A 19,500-nucleotide genomic window follows, 5' to 3' on the forward strand; every position below is an offset into this window, starting at 1 on the left:
AGATTTGCAAAATCGTAAAGCTGAAAACGATGCCGCGCATGATGGCTTTGCGTGCGCCCATACGATTTCAACCAGCGACGAAAACCTGCTTGACCTTACCGCCGTGGGAAGGTCCACGCTGGAGTCATGACTTCTCATTGGAGGTAGGAAATGGAATTCGACGTCCCGGATATGTCCTGCGGCGGGTGCGCCAACGCCATCAAGCGTGCAGTCACGAGTCTCGATCCCGCGGCGACGCTCGAAGTCGATGTCCCCGTTAAAATCGTCAAGGTTACGTCGACGCTGGCGGCCGGACAACTCATCGAGGCCATCGAGGCGGCGGGTTTTCATCCGTCGCCGCGAGGCTGACGGACACCCTTTCCCAACGGACATTCACAATGAAAAAACTTCACGCCTTTCGTGCCCTTTGCCTGTTCAGCGGCTTTGCATTTGCTGTCGCGACCGCGCCTGTCCACGCCCAGCAACCGGCCGCCATGCCTGGCATGGACATGTCGAAGTCAGCAGATGCCGGCACCGGCGACGCGACGCAAGCCTTCAAGGCCGCCGACGACAAAATGATGCGCGACATGAGCGCCGACTATACGGGCAACGCCGACAACGACTTCGTCGCGCACATGATTCCGCATCATCAAGGGGCGATCGAAATGGCGCAGGTCGAGTTGAAGTACGGCAAGGACCCGGAGTTGAAGCGGCTGGCCAGAAACATCATCAAGGCGCAGCATGATGAAATCGCGTTCATGAAGAGCTGGCAGGCGAAGCATGGGGTGAAGTGAGGACGGCGCACTCGCTCGCGCGGCTGGGGCTCTAGGCGCCTCGATCGTCGAACGATCCGTCCATGGCGGCGGCCGCCGCGCCGGCAGAGCCCGCAGAAGTGGCCGCCATCTCGCCCCGGCTCCTCCGCCACCCGGCCGGCGGCATTCCGAACTCGCGCTTGAAAGCCCGATTGAACGCCGCCTCCGACTCATATCCCACCTGATCCGCGACAGCCGCCAGCGACTTTGTCCCAACACGCAACTCCTGCGCGGCAATCTGCAAACGCCAATGCGCGAGATACTGCATAGGTGGCTGACCGAGCAGCTGCGTGAATCGCTGCGCCAGCGCGGAGCGGGACAAGCCCGCTTTGCGCGCCAGTTCATCGACCGTCCACCCGTGTGCCGGCTGCGCATGCATCAACGCAAGCGCACGACCGACGAACCGGTCTCCCACGCCGGCGAGCCAGCCCTTCCGATCGGACGGCAGCGCGTCGATGCAGCGTCGCACCGCCTCCACGAAGAGCAGCTCCGATAGCCGCGCGAGAACAATCGCGCTGCCCACTCGCCATTCCGCCGCCTCAGCCGCCGCGAACCGTAACGACGATTCGAGCCACGCGGACTGCGGGTCATTACGCATGTCGACCTTGAAGATGCGAGGCAGCGCGGACAGCACCGGGTTGCTCAACGTGTCGTCGCACGCGAGAAAGCCGCACACCAGACGCGTGTGGTCTCCACCCCCGCCGTAGCGAAGCGCCATTAACTGTCCCGGAGCATTGCGCAACTGATTCTCGAGCAGTTCGCCAGTGGGTCCGGGCGCGATGTCGAGCGAACTGCCGAGCAGATGCGCCTCGCCTTGCGGTACGACAAGCAGTTCGCCGGCAGCCACGTAAATAGCGGACTCAGGCTCGTCAGGGAGAGAAGCCCAGCAGCCTCCCTCGGTGATCAGATGGTAGGAGACGATACGTTCGGCCGGAGGAAGGAAGCTGCCGCACAACGCCGCGTCAGCCTGGCCGTACAAACACCAGGGTGCGGTGAAGTCGCCATTTAAATACACGGCGCCACCAAGGCGAACCAGGCGGAGCACGTCAGAAAGAGCGTCCATCGTTGTCCACGAACTTCGGCGTCCTGCGCAAAAGATCTGGACGCCCGGTCATTCACCGATTTAACAGTCGCACCGATACTAGCATCCATGCGAATCCCTTACAACAATGCTAAGGAATCTTGAATGAATAGAACACTTAACCGCAATTAAGGAGGCACCACATGAATTTATAAACCCTGGCGCAATAACACTAGCGTGCATCGCACAACTTTTTCTCTGGAGCATCTCATGTCTGAAGTCCAATCTTCTTCATCACAAACCTCCGAATTCGCTGACGTCAAAGCGCGCCAGCACGCCGCGTGGGAAACGGGCAATTACGCCGTGGTCGGCACAACGCTACAGATCGTCGGAGAAAACCTGTGCGAAGCACTCGACTTGCGTGCCGGCAGCCGCGTGCTCGATGTCGCGGCGGGAAACGGCAACGGCACGCTCGCCGCCGCGCGCCGCTGGTGCGACGTCACCTCGACCGACTATGTGGCCTCGCTGCTCGACGCGGGAAAAGCTCGCGCGCAAGCGGAAGGTCTGACAGCGGTGCAGTTCCGCGAAGCCGACGCCGAAGCGCTACCCTACGCGGACGCCTCCTTCGACGTCGTCATGTCGACCTTCGGCGTCATGTTCACGCCCAATCAGGAAAAAGCGGCCGGCGAGCTGGCGCGCGTATGCAAACCCGGCGGCAAGATCGGCCTCGCGAACTGGACGCCGGATAGCTTCGTCGGCCAGGTGTTCAAGACGATCGGCAAATATCTGCCTCCGCCGCCTGGTCTCAAGTCGCCGGCGCTGTGGGGCACCCGGGCGCGGCTCGACGAGCTCTTTCATGGCAGTGTGCGCAGTGTCGCCGTGACGAGCCGCGAATTCATGTTTCGATACCACTCGCCGGCGCATTGGCTCGAGGTCTTTCGGACTTACTACGGCCCGATGAACAAGGCATTCGCCGCAATGGACGGCGAACGGCAAGCGGCCTTCCAGCTCGATCTGATGACGCTGATGGAAAGCCGCAACCGCTCCGGCGACGGGACGCTCGTACTGCCCAGCGAGTATCTCGAGATCGTGATGGTGCGGCAATGAACGGGGTCGGCCGCGTACTGGCCGGCGCGGCTGTCTACTTTTTCGATCGATGGCCACAGGCCAGCGCCGTCGGCTTGCGGTGTATGTCGCTAGCTTTCGGCCTGCCGCTGTTTTCGTCAGTTTGTTTCTTCGGTCTTCGGTTCGTTCTCGCCAGCTTCGGGCTGATGTCTTAGGCTTTGCCGTTGCATCAAAACCCGTTTTTCCCCGGCTTCGTCCATTGCAGACGAAGCCGGACGTTCGCTCAGCGCTCCTGCGGCACCCGCACCCAGCCTTCCATCAGCACCCGCGCGCTGCGGCTCATGATGGCCTTGGTGACGGTCCACTCGCCGCCGCGCTCGCTTGCCTCGGCGCCGACCCGCAACGTGCCCGATGGATGACCGAAGCGCACCGATTCTCTGGCGCCGCCGCCCGCCGCGAGATTCACCAGCGTGCCGGAAATCGCCGCCGCCGTGCCGATCGCTACGGCTGCGGTGCCCATCATTGCATGATGCAGCTTGCCCATGGACATCGCCCGCACCAGCAGATCGACATCGCCCGCGCCAATCTGCTTGCCGCTCGACGCCACATACGCAGCCGGTTTCGCGACGAACGCGACCTTCGGCGTATGCTGGCGCGTGGCGATCTCGTCGAGGTTCTTGATAAGCCCCATGCGCAACGCCCCATGCGCGCGAATCGTCTCGAACATCGCGAGCGCCTTGGCGTCGCTGTTGATGGCGTCCTGCAACTCCGTGCCCTTGTAGCCGATCGATTCCGCATCGACGAAGATGGTTGGAATGCCCGCGTTGATCATGGTCGCCTTCAGCGTGCCCACGCCCGGCACGTCCAGATCGTCCACCAGGTTGCCGGTCGGGAACATCGAGCCGCCCGCGCCCTCTTCTTCCGCGGCCGGATCCATGAATTCGAGCTGCACTTCCGCGGCCGGAAACGTCACGCCGTCGAGTTCGAAAGCGCCGGTTTCCTGCACGGCGCCGTCGGTCATCGGCACGTGTCCGATGATCGTCTTGCCGATGTTCGCCTGCCAGATGCGCACGACCGCGATGCCGTCGCGCGGAACGCGGCTCGGGTCGACGAGACCCGCGCTGATCGCGAACGGCCCGACCGCGGCGGAGAGATTGCCGCAATTGCCGGTCCAGTCGATGAACGCCTTATCGATCGATACCTGCCCGAACAGGTAATCCACGTCGTGATCGGGCCGGCTGCTTTTGGCGATGATCACCGTCTTGCTGGTGCTCGATGTCGCGCCGCCCATGCCGTCGATCTGTTTGCCATACGGATCGGGGCTGCCGATCACACGCATCAGCAGCGCGTCGCGCGCGGCGCCGGGCACCTGGGCCGCTTCGGGCAAATCTTGCAGGCGGAAGAACACGCCCTTGCTGGTGCCGCCACGCATGTAGGTGGCTGGAATCTTGATCTGGGGTTGGTAGGCCATGAAAATCTTGTCCTGATATAGGCGGGTGACATGGCATAGCGTGCCATGTCACCCTGTCCCGCGTTGTAGCGTTCGCGCTTCAGGCGAAGCGATCCGAAAAACCAGCCACCTCAAGCCGCCTTCTTCGACGACTCGAGAAAGTCCTGCGCAAAGCGTTGCAGCACACCGCCGGCTTCGTAAATGGAAACCTCTTCGGCGGTGTCGAGCCGGCACGTCACCGGCACCTCGACCCGCTCGCCGTTCCTGCGATGAATCACCAGCGTGAGGTCCGCGCCCGGCTTGCGCTCGCCGACCACATCGAACGTCTCCGTGCCGTCGATTGCCAGCGTGAGCCGGTTCACACCGGGCTTGAACTCCAGCGGCAGCACGCCCATGCCCACCAGATTCGTGCGGTGAATGCGCTCGAACCCTTCGGCGACGATCGCTTCCGCGCCAGCCAGACGCACGCCCTTCGCGGCCCAGTCACGCGACGAACCCTGGCCATAATCGGCACCGGCAATCACGATCAGCGGCTGCTTGCGTTCCATGTAGGTTTCGATCGCTTCCCACATGCGCGTGACCTTGCCCTCGGGTTCGATGCGCGCGAGCGATCCGGCTTTCACCTTGCCGTCTTCAAGCACCATCTCGTTCTTCAGCGTCGGGTTCGCGAAGGTGGCGCGCTGCGCCGTCAGGTGATCGCCACGGTGCGTCGCGTAGGAATTGAAGTCCTCTTCCGGCAAGCCCATCTTCGCCAGATATTCGCCCGAGGCGCTATCCGCCAGAATCGCGTTGGACGGCGACAGGTGATCGGTCGTGATGTTATCGCCGAGCACGGCGAGCGGACGCATGCCTTTCAAGGTACGCTCACCGGCAAGCGCGCCTTCCCAATACGGCGGACGGCGAATGTACGTGCTCATCGGGCGCCAGTCGTAGAGCGGATTGGCTTTCTCGCCTGTATCGACGGAAACCGCGAACATCGGTTCATACACCTTGCGGAATTGCTCGGGCTTCACGCTCGACGCGACGATCGCGTCGATTTCCGCGTCCGACGGCCAGATGTCCTTCAGCGTGACGGCGTGGCCGTCGGCGTCGATACCGAGCACGTCTTTCTCGATGTCGAAACGGATCGTGCCCGCAATCGCATACGCCACCACCAGCGGTGGCGAAGCGAGGAACGCCTGCTTCGCGTACGGATGAATACGGCCGTCGAAGTTGCGGTTGCCCGACAGCACAGCGGTCGCATACAGATCGCACTCGACGATCTCCTTCTGGATCGCCGGATCCAGCGCACCCGACATGCCATTGCACGATGTGCACGCATACGCGACCACGCCGAAGCCCAGTTGCTCCAGTTCGGGCAACAGCCCGGCCTCTTCCAGATACAGCGTGACCGCCTTCGAGCCCGGCGCGAGCGAGGTCTTCGCCCACGGCTTGCGAGTCAGTCCGCGCCGGTTCGCGTTGCGCGCGAGCAAACCCGCGGCGATCATGTTGCGTGGGTTGTTGGTGTTCGTGCAGCTCGTGATCGCGGCGATGATCACCGCGCCATCCGGCATCAAACCCGGTTCGTTCTCCACCTTGCCGCTGATGCCGCGCGCCGCCAGTTCCGACACCGGCAAACGGCGATGCGGATTCGACGGACCGGCCAGTGTGCGCACCACAGTCGACAGATCGAACTTCAGCACGCGTTCGTATTCGGCATTAACGAGGCTGTCTGCCCACAGGCCGGTTTCCTTCGCATAGGTCTCCACCAACTTGACGAGTTCGTCGTCACGGCCGGTGAGCTTCAGATACTTGATGGTCTGTTCGTCGATCGAGAACATCGCGGCCGTGGCGCCGAATTCGGGCGCCATGTTGGCGATCGTCGCGCGATCGCCAAGCGTCAGATTGGCCGTGCCCGCGCCGTAGAATTCGAGGTACGCGCCCACCACTTTTTCCTTGCGCAGGAATTCGGTCAACGAGAGCACCACGTCGGTCGCCGTGATGCCTTCGGCCGGCTTGCCCGTCAGTTCCACGCCGACGATATCCGGCAGGCGCAAATACGACGCGCGCCCCAGCATCACGCTTTCCGCTTCGAGCCCGCCCACGCCGATCGCGATCACGCCGAGCGCGTCGACCATCGGCGTATGCGAGTCGGTGCCGACCAGCGTATCCGGAAACGCCACGCCGTCTTTCACCTGCACGACCGGGCTCATGCGCTCCAGGTTGATCTGATGCAGGATGCCGTTGCCCGGCGGAATCACGTCGACATTCCTGAACGCACGTTTGGTCCAGTTGATGAAATCGAAGCGGTCTTCGTTGCGGCGATCTTCGATCGCGCGGTTCTTCGCGAACGCGTCCGGATCGAAACCGCCGCACTCGACGGCCAGCGAATGATCCACCACGAGTTGAGTCGGCACTACCGGATTGACCAGCGCCGGATCGCCGCCTTGCGCTGCAATTGCATCGCGCAGGCCAGCAAGGTCGACGAGCGCCGTCTGGCCGAGAATGTCATGACACACCACGCGCGCCGGGAACCACGGAAAATCCAGCTCGCGCTTGCGTTCGATAATCTGCCTGAGCGACGCGGTCAACGTGACCGGATCGCAACGGCGCACGAGGTTTTCGGCCAGCACGCGCGACGTGTACGGCAGCTTGTCATAAGCGCCGGGCTGGATCGCGTCGACCGCGGCGCGCGTGTCGAAGAAATCGAGCTGGGTGCCGGGAAGGCGTTTGCGGTTTGCAGTATTCATGGCGTAGGGGACAAGACAGTAATGATCCGGGGACGATGGCGGCGGCCGATCACGATCGGCGGCCCCTTTTTTATGGCGTTTCCCTGGCGGGCCAGTCAGGCGGTACGTGTAGTTTAGCGCGCGGCAGCATGCCGATCGGGTTTGCAGGCGGCCGCGCAAACGCGCCGCAAAAAACGGCCTTGGCTCGGGGTTTCAGAAAGCCAAGGCCCAACTTCATTGCGCCGCGCTCTTTAGACGCAATGGAGGAGAAACGCTTACTTGCGTGCGGTTATGCGCTCACCGATCGACCGCGATGAAGAGGCCAATGAAGGCGGCTTCAAAGCGACCTCAAACACGCTTCGCGAGCGGCACGAACGGCAGGTCGTCGGGTCCGGTGTAGTTCGCGCTCGGACGGATGATCTTGTTGTCGACGCGCTGCTCGATGATGTGCGCGCTCCAGCCGGCCGTGCGCGCGATCACGAAGAGCGGCGTGAACATTGCCGTGGGCACGCCCATCATGTGATACGAGACCGCGCTGAACCAGTCCAGATTCGGGAACATCTTCTTCGCCTCCCACATCACCGACTCCAGCCGCTCGGCGATATTGAACAGCTTGCTGTTGCCGGCTTCCTTCGAAAGCTTTTTGGCGATTTCCTTGATGACCTTGTTGCGCGGATCGGAGATCGTGTACACCGGATGGCCGAAGCCGATCACCACTTCCTTGTTCTCGACGCGCTTTCTGATGTCGGCTTCGGCTTCGTCCGGCGTCTGGTAGCGCGACTGGATCTCGAACGCGACTTCATTGGCGCCACCGTGCTTCGGTCCGCGCAGCGCACCGATCGCGCCGGTGATGGCCGAATAGATATCCGAGCCCGTGCCGGCGATCACGCGGCCGGTGAAGGTCGATGCGTTGAATTCATGTTCGGCGTACAGGTTCAGCGACACGTGCATCGCGTCGACCCATGCCTTTGACGGTTCAACGCCGTGCAGCAGATGCAGGAAGTGGCCGCCGATCGAGTCGTCGTCGGTTTCCACTTCGATGCGCTTGCCGTTGTGCGAGTAGTGATACCAGTAAAGCAGCATCGAGCCGAGCGAGGCCATCAGCTTGTCGGCAATATCGCGCGCGCCCGGCAGGTTGTGATCGTCTTTCTCCGGCAGCACGGTGCCGAGCACCGACACGCCGGTGCGCATCACGTCCATCGGATGCGCGGCGGCCGGGATCCACTCGAGCGCGGCCTTGACGTTGGCGGGCAGCCCGCGCAGCGCCTTCAGCTTCGTTTTGTACGCGGTCAGTTCGGCCTGGGTCGGCAGCTTTTCGTGCACGAGCAGATAGGCGATTTCTTCGAATTCGCAGGCGCTCGCGATATCCAGAATGTCGTAGCCGCGGTAATGCAGGTCGTTGCCTGTCTTGCCGACCGTGCAGAGGGCCGTGTTGCCCGCTGTCACGCCGGACAGGGCGACGGATTTCTTCGGCTTGAATGCGCCCGCGTTGGGCGTGCTGTTGTCTGCTTCGCTCATGAGTTCGTCTCCTGATGCATGGGGGATGCTTTTGAACGCAGCCTGAAATGCAAAGAACGGGCCAGCTGCTTCGACGCGCGCTAAGTGCCTGATTTCATAAGAGACACGTGATCGCATTAACCGGCATTCAATTTCACAACTGAAATGCTGATTTCAAATCAGAAACGGATGCGCGCATAATAGACGCACTTCACCCGCCTCTTCGCGAGCCGCCCTCCCTTGAGCACACCTCTCTTCGAACCCGCCCAGCGCCCCCGCATCTGGGCCGTGAGTATCAGTCGACTGCGTGATCTGTTCTTCGACATCGCCGGCGAATACGTGGAACGCGCGGACTTACGCATCGTCTCGCACGGTTTCGAAGACGCCGTGCGCGAGATCGACGCCGCGGGCGCGGGCCGTCCGGATGTGGTGATTGCCGGCGGCTCGAACGGCGCGTATCTAAAGACGCGCGTGTCGGTGCCGGTGGTGCTGATCAGCCCGACCGGCTTCGACGTGATGCATGCGCTCGCGCGAGCACGGCGCGACGGCGCGAAGGTCGCGCTCGTCACGCACGGGAATACGCCTGACGAAGTGCGCCGCTTCGTCGCCGCTTACGCGCTCGACGTCACGTTCGCCTCGTATCAATCGGCGCAGGACGCGGAGAGCGTCGTGCTCGATCTGCGCGATCGCGGCATCGACGTGGTGGTCGGTCCTGGCATGGTCACCGATCTCGCGGCGAATGCCGGCATGGGCGCGGTGTTTCTGTATTCGCGCGCGTCGGTGCGCGCGGCCTTCGACACCGCGCTCGAAGTCGCCCAAGCCACGCGGCGCGAAACGGTCCGGCGTCAACGGCTCGACAATCTGCTGCAGCATCTGCGCGACGGCGTTGTCGCGCTCGACGCGCAAGGCCGCGTCGAAGCGATGAACCAGCGCCTCGCCGCCGTGCTCGGCGTCGACGCGGCGAAGGCCGTGGGCCGCGTGCTGCTCGAACTCGCGCCCGATCTCGCGGGCAGCCTGCCGGACGCCGACGGCGACACCTTGTGCACGGTGCGTGGCGTGAGCTATGTCGTGCATCGCGGGCCGCTGGCGAGCAGCGGCGCGGCGGCGGGCACGGTGCTGACGTTTCAGGAATCGCGCGCGGTCGAACGGCTCGACCGGACCTTGCGCTCACGCCAACGCGTGCAGCAGTTCAGCGCGCGTTACCGGCTCGACGATATCGTCGGCGCGTCCGAATCGATCGAACGCGTGCGCGCGCTCGTGAGACGCTACGCGCGCTCGGACGCGACTGCGTTGATTCTCGGCGAAAGCGGCACGGGCAAGGAGATGGTCGCGCAGAGCATGCATCAGTTGAGCGCGCGGCGCGACTTCGCCTTCGTCGCGATCAATTGCGGCGCGTTTCCAGAGGCGCTGCTGGAGAGCGAACTGTTCGGCTACGAGGAAGGCGCTTTCACCGGCGCGCGCAAGGGCGGCAAGGCGGGGCTGATCGAAGTGGCGCACCGTGGCACGCTGTTTCTCGATGAAATCGGCGAAATGCCGCTGTCGCTGCAAAGCCGGCTACTGCGTGTGCTGCAAGAGCGTGAAGTGGTGCGGCTCGGATCGACTGAGCCGACGCGGGTGGATATTCGCGTGGTCGCGGCAACGCATCGCGCGTTGACCGAGGGCATCGAAGCGGGCAGCTTTCGCGCGGACCTGTACTACCGGCTCAACATTTTGAGCATCGCGCTGCCGCCGCTGCGCGAGCGGCCGACCGATCTGCTGCCGCTCGCCGTCGAACTGCTACTGCAAGCCACCGCGCGCGAACCGAGGCTCGCGGCGCGCCTGCCTGACGCGGCCGCCGCCGGGCGCCTGCTTGCCGCGCTCGCGGAGCCGCTCAAGCGCTACGCGTGGCCGGGCAACGTGCGTGAATTGCAGAACGTGATCGAACGGATCGCTGTCGAACTCGCCGATGCGAATGCCGAAGCCAATGCAGATGCGGACGCGGGCGCGATGTCGGAACACGTTGCCGAACCGGTTCTCACCCGCGACATGCTGCGCACGGTCGCGCCTGAAATAATCGAGCCGCACGCGCGCACGAAAAAAGCCGCGCTGACCCTGCGCGAACGCAGCCGTCACGTGGAAGCCGACGAAATCCGCGCCGCGCTCGCCGCGCACGACGGCGATCGCGACGCGGTCTGCGAGGCGCTCGGCATCAGCAAGACGACGTTATGGCGGAAGCTGAGCGCGACGCAGTAGGCGTGCCGTTCAAGCTATTCAAGCCGCTAGCGCCATTCGCTGCGCTCGTCCCACCATGCCGCGCCGCATTGGCCGCGGCCCGCGCGATGAACATGCTGGGCGTCATGCCGCAGCATCGCTTGAAATGTCGGCCGAAGTGGCTTTGGTCGAAGAAACCGACCTCCGTCGCCACCACCGATCCCGGCACCCCTTCGAGCAGCAGCGTCTGCGCGCGCTGGATCCGCAGCCCGCACAAATAGCGGTACGGCGATGAGCCGTATTGCTGCCGGAACACGGTGGCGAAACGCGACACGCTGAGCGCGGACAGCGCGGCGAGTTGGGCGAGCGTGACCGGTTCGTCGAAGTGAGCTTCGATGAAAGCGCGGGCCGCGTTGAGGCTGATGGACTGTTTCATGACGTCACGATGGTCGAGCGGGCCGCCGGTTGTTTCGTGAAACGCCGGATGGAAAACGCGTCGAGAGGAATCGCCGTGCTGCCCGTATCGACGAGTTCCGCCAGCGTTTCGCCTACGCCCGGGCCGATCTGAAACCCCGACCCGCTGAAGCCGAACGCGTAGAACAAACCGTCGACCTGACCGCTTGGACCGATCACCGGCTCGCTGTCGGGCAGATAGCTTTCCACGCCGCTCCATACGCGAATCACATGCAGCGGCGCCAACGCGGGCACGAGCTGGCGCATCTGCGCGAGTTGCCGCACGGTGTTGATCGGCAACACGGAAGCGCGGCTCGTCACGGCGTCGGCGGGACCGGCAGGACCGCCGCCGACGATGATGTTGCCGCGCGGAATCTGGCGAAAATAAATGCTCTCCTCCTTGATCGACGTGAACACGCCCACCGACGACTTGAACACGTACGGCACCGGCTCCGTCACGCACATTTGCGGTCCGCGCGCGGTGAGCGGCGCGGATTCGCCGAACTGTTCGGTCAACCGGCACGCCCACGCGCCGGCGCAGATCACGAGTTGCGCCGCCCAATACACGTCGCCGCGCGCGCTTTCCACGCGAAACCGGCTACCGTCTTTTTCGACGCGCACGATCTCCGCGTCCTCGATCACCCGCGCGCCCAGCCGGGCCGCCGCGCGGCCGAACGCGGGCGCGGCGAGGCGCGGATTGGCGTGGCCGTCGAGCGGAGAGATCGAAGCCGCCAGCACCTCGCGGCCGAGAAACGGAAAGCGCCTGAACAGCGCTTCGCCGTGCAGCACTTCGAGTTCGAGACCGTAGGCGCGGGCGTCGATCGCGTACTGGTCGAAATTCTCCACGTCCTTCTGGTGGTAGCACACGCGCGTATGACCCGACGGCAGAAACTCGATGTCCTCGCCGAGCAGTTCCGTGGAACGTTGCCAGGTACGCAGCGCGCGGTTCGCCATCGCCAGTTGCGACAACGCACGGCCCTGACGGCGAACGCCGCCGAAGTTCACGCCGCTCGCCTGCTGACCGGTGAGCCCGCGTTCGAGCAGAATCACCGAACGGTTGCGCTGGCGCAGGAAGAACGCTGTCGTCGTTCCAACGATACCGCCGCCAATCACGATCACATCGGCTTCGTTCGCGGTCGTCGCGCTCATTCGATCACCTCGTCGCTCACCGCTTCGGTCAGCGCCACCGGCAGCGGTTTGACCGGCGCCTGGCCGCGCAGCCGTCCCACTGAAGACAGCGGCACGCACGCCGCAGCCGCAATGATTTCCGCGCCCGCGTGGCCGCAATAGCGCCCCTGGCAACGCCCCATGCCGACGCGCGAAAACGCCTTCGCGCGATTGGCCTCTTTAGCGCCGGTCGCACGCACCACGCGACGCAACTCGCCTGCCGTGATCGTTTCGCAACGGCAGACAATCGTTTCGTCCGGCAGCGACGCGGCGAATTTCGCCGGCCACGGAAACGCTTCACGCAAGCCTGCGGCAAAACGCGTAAAGCGCGCGAGTTCGGCGCGCAAGTGCTCCACGCCGTCGACCGGCAGGCCGTAATCCTGCAAGGCGGCCAACGCCGCGAGACGGCCCGAGCGCTCTGCTGCGTCCGCGCCGCGCACTCGCGCGCCGTCGCCGGCCAGATAGACGCCTTTGATGCTGCTGCGGCCATCGGGGTCGATTTGCGGCAGCCACTGCCGAGCGGTCTCGTCGAACAGAAAGCGACAGCCGGCAAGGTCCGCGAGTTGCGTCTCGGGCCGCAGGTGATAGCCGAGCGCGACGGCGTCGCACTTGAATTCGAGGCGCTTGCCACCGGGCAATTTCACCTCGACGGCGCTCACGCCGTCTTGCGCCGAGCCTTTGATTTCAAGCGGCACTACGCCGCGATGAACCGGCACGCGTGCGTCGGCCAGCACGCGCGTCAATGCAATGCCTTTTCTGAGCGCGACGGGAATCGCCAGCAGACGCGGCAACGCGGCCACGCGCTGCATGAACGTCGAAGTGTCGAGCACCGCGGCAACCTGCGCGCCCGCTTTCACGTACTGCGCGGCCACGAGGTACAACAGCGGACCGCTGCCCATCATCACGATGCGCGAGCCGATCACGCAGCCTTGCGACTTCAACGCGACCTGCGCGCCGCCGAGGCTATAAGTGCCGGCCTGATGCCAGCCCTTGACCGGCATCAGCCAATCCGTCGCGCCGCTGCAAACGATCAGCGCGTCGAACGCGAGCTCGTGATACCGCGTGCCGCTCACCAGATGCACCGTGTTCGGCGAAATGTTCCAGACCAGCGTTTCCGGCGAATAGTCGATCTTGCTTTTCAACGCATCGAAGTTCTCATGCAGCGACGTGGCACGCCCGGCCTCGGTGCCGTAGAGCGTCTCGTAGCTGCGCGAAAACCCTTCCGGCTGACGTCGATAAATCTGCCCGCCGTCGCGCCGCCCTTCATCGATCACCACGGGCCGCAGCCCCGCTTCGACGAGCGCCTGCGCGGCGCGCACACCCGCCGGGCCGGCGCCAATGATGATCACGCGCGGGGCCATACACCCTCCCCGGCTTCCGCCAGCTTTGTGACGATCGACATGCCGGGCATCGCCGGCGTGCTGCACGCGCGCACGCGCTCGCCTTGCGCGGTCCACACCCAGCAGTCCTGGCAAGCGCCCATCAGACAGAAACCGGCGCGGCGGCCGTCGCCGAATTCGGAGTCGCGCAACGTACGCGTGCCGGTGAGCAGCGCGACCATCAGCGTGTCGCCTTCGCCGGCCTCGCGCACGACGCCGTCCACCGTGATCGGAAAGGTCTTGCGGCCCGTTTCCGCGACGCGTACAAATCGTCCGCTCATGCCGCGGTCGCCTCCACGGTCTGCAGGCGGTTCAATTCGGCGGCCGGATGGTGGCACAGAATCTCCGCGCCCGAAGGCAGCTTCTTCAACGAAGGCGGCGTTACGTTGCACTTGCCGTCGATACGGACCGGACAGCGCGCGCGGAACGAGCACAACTCGGCAATGTCGGCGCTCTCGCCCATCGCCGGCAAGGCGGTCGCGACAATGTCGCGGCGCGCGTCGAGCCAGCCGGGTTTCAAGGCCGGCACCGAATCGACCAGCAAGCCCGTGTACGGGTGATACGGCGGCGCCGCCAGCACGTCGCGCTGCCCTGCTTCCACGCGATGCCCCGCGTACAGCACGATCACTTCGTCGCAGATCGCGCGCACCGTCGAAATATCGTGGCTGATGAACATGTACGACACGCCCAGTTCGCGGCGCAATTCGGCGAGCAGATCGAGAATCGCCGCGCCGACCACCGTGTCGAGCGCGGAGGTCACTTCGTCGCACAGAATCAAAGCTGGATTGGCGGCGAGCGCACGCGCCAGATTCACGCGTTGCTTCTGGCCACCGGAGAGTCCGGCCGGCGTACGCGTGGCGATCGAAGCCGGCAGCTTCACCAGATCGAGCAACTCCAGCATGCGTTTTTTTGCGGCCGAGCCACGCAGATGGTGATAGAACGCAAGCGGCCGCCCCAGAATATCGGCAATCGAATGGCTCGGATTGAGCGCCGTATCGGCGTTCTGAAACACGATCTGGATCTGCCGATACTGCTCCGGCGTACGGCGGGAGATTTGCGCGTGCAACGGCTCGCCGTTGAACAGCACCTCGCCGCGCCCCCGGTCGACCAGCCCCGCCACCACGCGCGCGAGCGTGGTCTTGCCGGAGCCGGATTCGCCGATCACGCCGAGCGTGCTGCCGCGTGGAATCGACAGACTGACATCGTCGAGCACGCGCACGGCAGGCACGCCTTGCCGGTCGATCCGTCCATAACCCGCTGACAGCCCGCGAATCTCCAATAGCGGCGGCACGTGTTTGCCGAGATTTGGCGGCAACGTCAGCACGGCTTCCGGACGTCGCGTCGCGGCCAGCAACTGACGGGTGTACGCATCCACGGGCGCGTCGAGCACTTGCGCAACCGCGCCGTTCTCCTTCACCGCGCCGCCGTTCAACACGACGATGCGGTCGGCCATCTGCGCGACCACCGCCAGATCGTGCGACACGTACACGGCCGTGGTGCCGAGTTCGCGAATCACCTTCTTGAAGGCCGCAAGTACTTCGATCTGCGTGGTGACGTCGAGCGCGGTGGTCGGCTCGTCGAACACGACGACGGCCGGATCGGTGATCAAAGCCATCGCTGCCATCAAGCGCTGCAACTGACCGCCGGATACCTGATGCGGATAGCGCGCGCCGATCGTTTCCGGCGCGGGCAGCGCGAGCGAGCGAAATAGTCCGATCGCTTTGGCGCGTGCGGCTTCTTTCGTCATCAAGTGATGCAGCAGCGCCGGCTCGATGACCTGATCCATGATCGTGCGCGCCGGATTGAAGCCCGCCGACGCGCTCTGCGCGACGTACGCGACGGTGCGCGCGCGCAACGCGCGGCGTCCCTTCGCATCGAGCGACAACACCTTGAGCTCGCCGATGCGCACCGACCCGCCACTGATCTCGCAGCCCGCGCGCGCATAGCCGAGCAACGACAGCGCGATGGTGGTCTTGCCCGAACCGGACTCGCCGATCAGCGCGAGCACCTCGCCCTTCTTCACCGAAAAATCGACGCCCTTGACGATCTCCGTCACCGGCCCCGGTGCGGCACCCGCGACGACTCTCAGGCCCTTTACTTCGATCATGTCCCGTTCAGCCATCACGCACCTCCCTGCTTGCGGTTGCGACGCCGCAAGTTGTCGATCAGCAGATTCATGCCGATGGTCAGCGTCGCGATTGCGACGGCCGGCATCAGCACGGCGGGCGCGCCTTCCGACAAGCCGCCGATGTTCTCGCGCACGAGCGAACCCCAATCGGCGTTCGGCGGCTGCACGCCGAGGCCGAGGAAGCTCAACCCGCTCAGCAGCAGCACGATGAACACGAAACGCAAGCCGAAATCGGCGAGCATCGGATGAATCATGTTGGGCAGCACCTCGACCCGCGCGATATAGAAGATGCCTTCGCCGCGAGCGCGGGCCACCTGCACGTATTCGAGGCTCATCACGTTCACCGCGAGCGAGCGCGAAATGCGGAACGCGCCGGGAATGTAGGCGGCCGCGGCGACCGTCGTCAGCATCGGAATCGACGACCCGAACGCGGCGATCACGACGAGCGCGAGCACCTTGCTCGGAATCGAAATCAGCGCGTCGAACAGACGGCTCAGAACTTCATCGACCACGCGGCCCGAAACCGCCGCGAGCAGGCCAAAGAACGTGCCGATCACGCTGGCGAGCACGGCAGCCGCGAGCGCGAGGCCGACGGTATAGCGCGCGCCGTAGAGAATCCGGCTCAGCATGTCGCGGCCGAGATAGTCGGTGCCAAGCGGGTACGCCGCGCTGTAACGGCCAAAAATTTCCGTCGAGGTCAGCGCACCGCCTTTGTATGGCGCGACCAGCGGTCCAATGAACGCGACCAGCAGCCAGAACGCGACCATCAAGAGACCGATCAGGCCGAGTACCGAGAAGCGGTGCACGAGGCGTTTGAACACGCCGTGTTTCAGCGGCGCGACTTCGACAGGCGCGGGCTCGACGACCACTTCATCGCGGCGCACGTCGTACAGCTCCGTGCCGGCGTGAGGAACATGGTGGGGATTGGTAGGTTGGCTCATCATCGACGCAGCCTCGGGTTGGATACGATTTGACACAGGTCGGCGATCAGCACGAGCGCGAGATACGCCGCGCAGAACACCATGACGCAACCTTGCACGAGCGGCATGTCGCGGTTGGTGACCGCGTCGACCATCAGGCTCGCAAGGCCCGGATAGTTGAAGATCGATTCGACGATCACCACGCCGCCGAACAGATACGACAGACTCAGCGCCACGGCGTTGGCAATCGGCCCGACGGTGTTCGGCAACACATGCCGCCACACCACGCGCACCGGCGAGGCGCCCTTGAGCAAGGCCATTTCCACATACGACGAATTGAGCTGGTCGAGCACCGCGGCGCGCGTCATGCGCGCCATCTGCGCGACGAGCACGCAGCACAGCGTCATTACCGGCATCGCGTAGATGCGCAGCAGCGCGCCGAACGAATGTACTTCCGACAGATACGACAGGGCCGGCAGCCAGCGCAGCTTGACGGCGAAGATCAGCACGGCGATCGTCGCGATCAGGAATTCCGGCACGGCGACTGTGGAGAGCGTCAGCACATTGAGCGTGCGGTCGAGCAGCGAGCCGCGAAACATCGCCGACGAAATGCCGATCAACAGCGCCACCGGCACGGACACCACCGCCGTCAGTCCGGCGAGCACCAGCGAGTTCGGCAGGCGCGTCGCGATCAGTTGACTGACGGGCAGATTGTTCGACAACGACGTGCCGAAGTTGCCGCTCACCACATGAAGGAGCCACACGAAGTAGCGTTGCAGCGCGGGCTGGTCGAGGCCGAACTGATGCCGCAGCGCGGCTACGGCTTCGGGGGTTGCCGCCTGGCCGAGCGCCTGCTGGGCCGCGTCGCCGGGCAGCAGCCCGGTGATCGCGAACACGACTGCCGACACCAGCAGCAGCGTAAGCAGCGCGAGGCCAAGGCGCGCGGCGATGAGACGTTGCGCATGTGCTTTCATCGAGAATCGCCTCCATTGCAGTTGAAGCCGCGCACCGCCGATGAGGCGGCGCGCGTGTTGCAGGGCGTGCCCTGAGTCGAGCTCAGGTTTCGAGCCAGACGTTTTCCGCGAACATGAAGCCCATCAATCCGGCGAGCGGAATCGAACCGAGACCCTTGAGCTTGTTCGTGTACGCGTCGAGCGAACTCTGGAACAGCGGAATGCCGGTGCCGCCCGTTTCATGCACCAGCACCTGCATGTCGCCGTAGATCTTCTTGCGCTTGACGTCGTCCGGTTCGCCACGCGCCTGGACCAGCAACTGGTCGAACTTCGGGCTCTTCCAGTTCGCTTCGTTCCACGGTGCATCCGACTTGTAGAACTGCGTGAAGATTACGTCGGCGCTCGGCCGCGCGTTGACATTGCCGAAACCCAACGGATGCTTCATCCAGTGGTTCGACCAGTAGCCGTCGGCCGGCACGCGCGACACCTGCAGATTCAGACCCGCTTGCGGCGCGACCTGCTGAAGGAACATCGCCATTTCAACCGAGCCTTCGGCCGCCGGCGACGCGAAAATCTGGATCGGCGCGCTGCCCACCTTGGCCTTCTGGAAATGGAATTTCGCCTTGTCCGGATCGAAGGCTCGCTGCGGCAAGCCGGCCAGGTAGTACTTGTTGGTCGGATCGATCGGCTGATCGTTGCCGATCGTGCCGTAACCCTGGAAGATCGCGCGGCGCATCTGCTCGCGGTCCTGCAGGTACATCATGCCTCGCCGGAAATCGTCGTTGCCGGTAATGCCGCCTTCGTCGCGGACCACCAGGTCGGTGTACAGGCCCGTTTTCGTCTCCAGCACGGAGTAACCGCCGGCGCCCTTGATCTGGGCGGTCGAACGCGGGCTCACCGAGTTGATCAGTTGTACGTCGCCCGAGAGCAGCGCGTTCACGCGAGCCGACTCGTCGCCGATGCCGATCAGCTCGATTTCGTCGAGGTGCGGCATGCCCGGCTTCCAGTACTTCTCGTTCTTCACGCCGACCGTGCGCACACCCGGCGAAAATTCCTTGACCTTGAACGGGCCAGTGCCGATCGCCGTTTTGAAATCCTTGGTGCCGTCCTTGATAATCTGGAAATGCGAGGTGGCAAGGATCACCGGCAGATCGGCATTCGGACCTTCCAGCGTGATCGTCACTTCGTTCGGGCCGGTGGCCTTCACTTCCTTGATCTGATCGGCCAGCGTCTTCGCTTTCGAAGCGGTGGCCGGATCCTTGTGGCGCATGATCGAATAGACCACGTCGGCCGGCGCGAGGGCTTTGCCGTCGTGGAACTGCACGCCATTGCGCAGCTTGACGACCCACACGGTGGCGTCTTTCGTGTCGAGCGAGGTCGCCAGCGACATCTTCGCGCCGAGATGCGAGTCGAGTTCGGTCAGGCAGTTGTAGAACATGAAGCCACGCACGTAGTCGGTGCCGAGCGCGCCCTTCGCGGGGTCGAGCGTATCGGCTGCGGAGGCGGACTGCGTCGCCACGCGGATCTTGCCGCCCTGCTTCGGCGTGGCTTGCGCCAGCGCCTCGCCGCTCGCGGTCAGAAGGCCGGCGCCTGTCACCGACATCATCCCGGCTGCGGCCATCGCGCGCAGCACGCCGCGCCGCGATGCACCTTTGGCGGTCAACCGCTCCAACTCGGTGCCGAGACCAAGAGCGCCATGTTGCGAGTTTTCCTTATTCATCGAACTTCTCCGCGAGGTAGAGCTATGGGGTTGAGCAGGCGTGGCTGCGTTTTTTTAA

Annotated in this window: 16 protein-coding genes; 4 read left to right on the top strand and 12 right to left on the bottom strand. The window is 64.2% G+C overall.

Annotated features, from left to right (window positions below; all coding sequences use genetic code 11):
* Positions 1-150 precede the first annotated feature (150 nt).
* Both B0G73_RS17225 and B0G73_RS17230 read left to right on the top strand, forming a co-directional pair.
* Complete coding sequence (locus B0G73_RS17225; RefSeq protein WP_106282506.1) at positions 151-348, top strand: heavy-metal-associated domain-containing protein; 198 nt, start codon at positions 151-153, stop codon at positions 346-348.
* A gap of 29 nt (positions 349-377) precedes the next feature.
* Positions 378-773 (top strand): DUF305 domain-containing protein, encoded by a 396-nt coding sequence (locus tag B0G73_RS17230; protein WP_106282507.1) that lies wholly within the window; start codon positions 378-380, stop codon positions 771-773.
* 31 nt (positions 774-804) lie between these two features.
* Here the strand turns inward: B0G73_RS17230 and B0G73_RS17235 are convergent, their stop codons facing one another.
* Complete coding sequence (locus tag B0G73_RS17235) at positions 805-1,854, bottom strand: AraC family transcriptional regulator (RefSeq protein ID WP_106282508.1); 1,050 nt, start codon at positions 1,852-1,854, stop codon at positions 805-807.
* A 228-nt stretch (positions 1,855-2,082) separates the two neighbouring features.
* Here B0G73_RS17235 and B0G73_RS17240 point away from each other — a divergent pair, with 228 nt between their 5' ends.
* Complete coding sequence (locus B0G73_RS17240; protein WP_106282509.1) at positions 2,083-2,919, top strand: class I SAM-dependent methyltransferase; 837 nt, start codon at positions 2,083-2,085, stop codon at positions 2,917-2,919.
* A gap of 241 nt (positions 2,920-3,160) precedes the next feature.
* On the opposite strand, the gene prpF is transcribed toward B0G73_RS17240, so the two are convergent.
* The 3 genes from prpF to prpC all read right to left on the bottom strand — a co-directional run bounded on the left by prpF (position 3,161) and on the right by prpC (position 8,553).
* Positions 3,161-4,348, bottom strand: coding sequence for a 2-methylaconitate cis-trans isomerase PrpF (prpF, locus tag B0G73_RS17245; RefSeq protein ID WP_106282510.1), 1,188 nt, complete (start codon positions 4,346-4,348; stop codon positions 3,161-3,163).
* A gap of 110 nt (positions 4,349-4,458) precedes the next feature.
* Positions 4,459-7,056: a Fe/S-dependent 2-methylisocitrate dehydratase AcnD gene (gene acnD / locus B0G73_RS17250; protein ID WP_106282511.1), complete on the bottom strand. Its 2,598-nt coding sequence runs from the start codon at positions 7,054-7,056 to the stop codon at positions 4,459-4,461.
* 327 nt (positions 7,057-7,383) lie between these two features.
* The gene (prpC, locus tag B0G73_RS17255; protein WP_106282512.1) at positions 7,384-8,553 is read right to left on the bottom strand and encodes a 2-methylcitrate synthase; all 1,170 of its coding nucleotides are present in this window, start codon (positions 8,551-8,553) and stop codon (positions 7,384-7,386) included.
* A 219-nt stretch (positions 8,554-8,772) separates the two neighbouring features.
* On the opposite strand from prpC, the gene prpR reads away from it, so the two are divergent.
* Positions 8,773-10,764 carry a propionate catabolism operon regulatory protein PrpR gene (gene prpR, locus B0G73_RS17260; RefSeq protein ID WP_106282513.1) on the top strand — a complete coding sequence of 664 codons (1,992 nt, stop codon included), beginning with the start codon at positions 8,773-8,775 and terminating at the stop codon, positions 10,762-10,764.
* Here the strand turns inward: prpR and B0G73_RS17265 are convergent.
* The 8 genes from B0G73_RS17265 to B0G73_RS17300 form a co-directional block, all read right to left on the bottom strand.
* The gene (locus B0G73_RS17265) at positions 10,721-11,158 is read right to left on the bottom strand and encodes an AraC family transcriptional regulator (RefSeq protein ID WP_106282514.1); all 438 of its coding nucleotides are present in this window, start codon (positions 11,156-11,158) and stop codon (positions 10,721-10,723) included. The genes prpR and B0G73_RS17265 overlap by 44 nt on opposite strands.
* Positions 11,155-12,324, bottom strand: a complete 1,170-nt coding sequence (locus tag B0G73_RS17270; protein WP_106282515.1) for an FAD-binding oxidoreductase — start codon at positions 12,322-12,324, stop codon at positions 11,155-11,157. Before B0G73_RS17270 ends, B0G73_RS17265 begins: the two co-directional genes overlap by 4 nt.
* Positions 12,321-13,703, bottom strand: a complete 1,383-nt coding sequence (locus tag B0G73_RS17275) for an NAD(P)/FAD-dependent oxidoreductase (protein WP_106282516.1) — start codon at positions 13,701-13,703, stop codon at positions 12,321-12,323. Before B0G73_RS17275 ends, B0G73_RS17270 begins: the two co-directional genes overlap by 4 nt.
* Positions 13,688-14,002 (bottom strand): (2Fe-2S)-binding protein, encoded by a 315-nt coding sequence (locus B0G73_RS17280; protein WP_106282517.1) that lies wholly within the window; start codon positions 14,000-14,002, stop codon positions 13,688-13,690. Before B0G73_RS17280 ends, B0G73_RS17275 begins: the two co-directional genes overlap by 16 nt.
* The gene (locus tag B0G73_RS17285; protein WP_106282518.1) at positions 13,999-15,843 is read right to left on the bottom strand and encodes an ABC transporter ATP-binding protein; all 1,845 of its coding nucleotides are present in this window, start codon (positions 15,841-15,843) and stop codon (positions 13,999-14,001) included. The genes B0G73_RS17280 and B0G73_RS17285 overlap by 4 nt, the downstream gene beginning before the upstream one ends.
* On the bottom strand, positions 15,843-16,793 hold the full coding sequence (locus B0G73_RS17290) for an ABC transporter permease (protein WP_106282519.1): 951 nt from the start codon (positions 16,791-16,793) through the stop codon (positions 15,843-15,845). The genes B0G73_RS17285 and B0G73_RS17290 overlap by 1 nt, the downstream gene beginning before the upstream one ends.
* On the bottom strand, positions 16,790-17,743 hold the full coding sequence (locus B0G73_RS17295; protein WP_106282520.1) for an ABC transporter permease: 954 nt from the start codon (positions 17,741-17,743) through the stop codon (positions 16,790-16,792). Before B0G73_RS17295 ends, B0G73_RS17290 begins: the two co-directional genes overlap by 4 nt.
* 82 nt (positions 17,744-17,825) lie before the next feature.
* On the bottom strand, positions 17,826-19,442 hold the full coding sequence (locus B0G73_RS17300; protein ID WP_106282521.1) for an ABC transporter substrate-binding protein: 1,617 nt from the start codon (positions 19,440-19,442) through the stop codon (positions 17,826-17,828).
* Positions 19,443-19,500: the final 58 nt, after the last annotated feature.

The sequence above is a fragment of the Paraburkholderia sp. BL25I1N1 genome, assembly GCF_003002025.1.
In the GTDB taxonomy this organism is placed as follows: Bacteria; Pseudomonadota; Gammaproteobacteria; order Burkholderiales; family Burkholderiaceae; genus Paraburkholderia.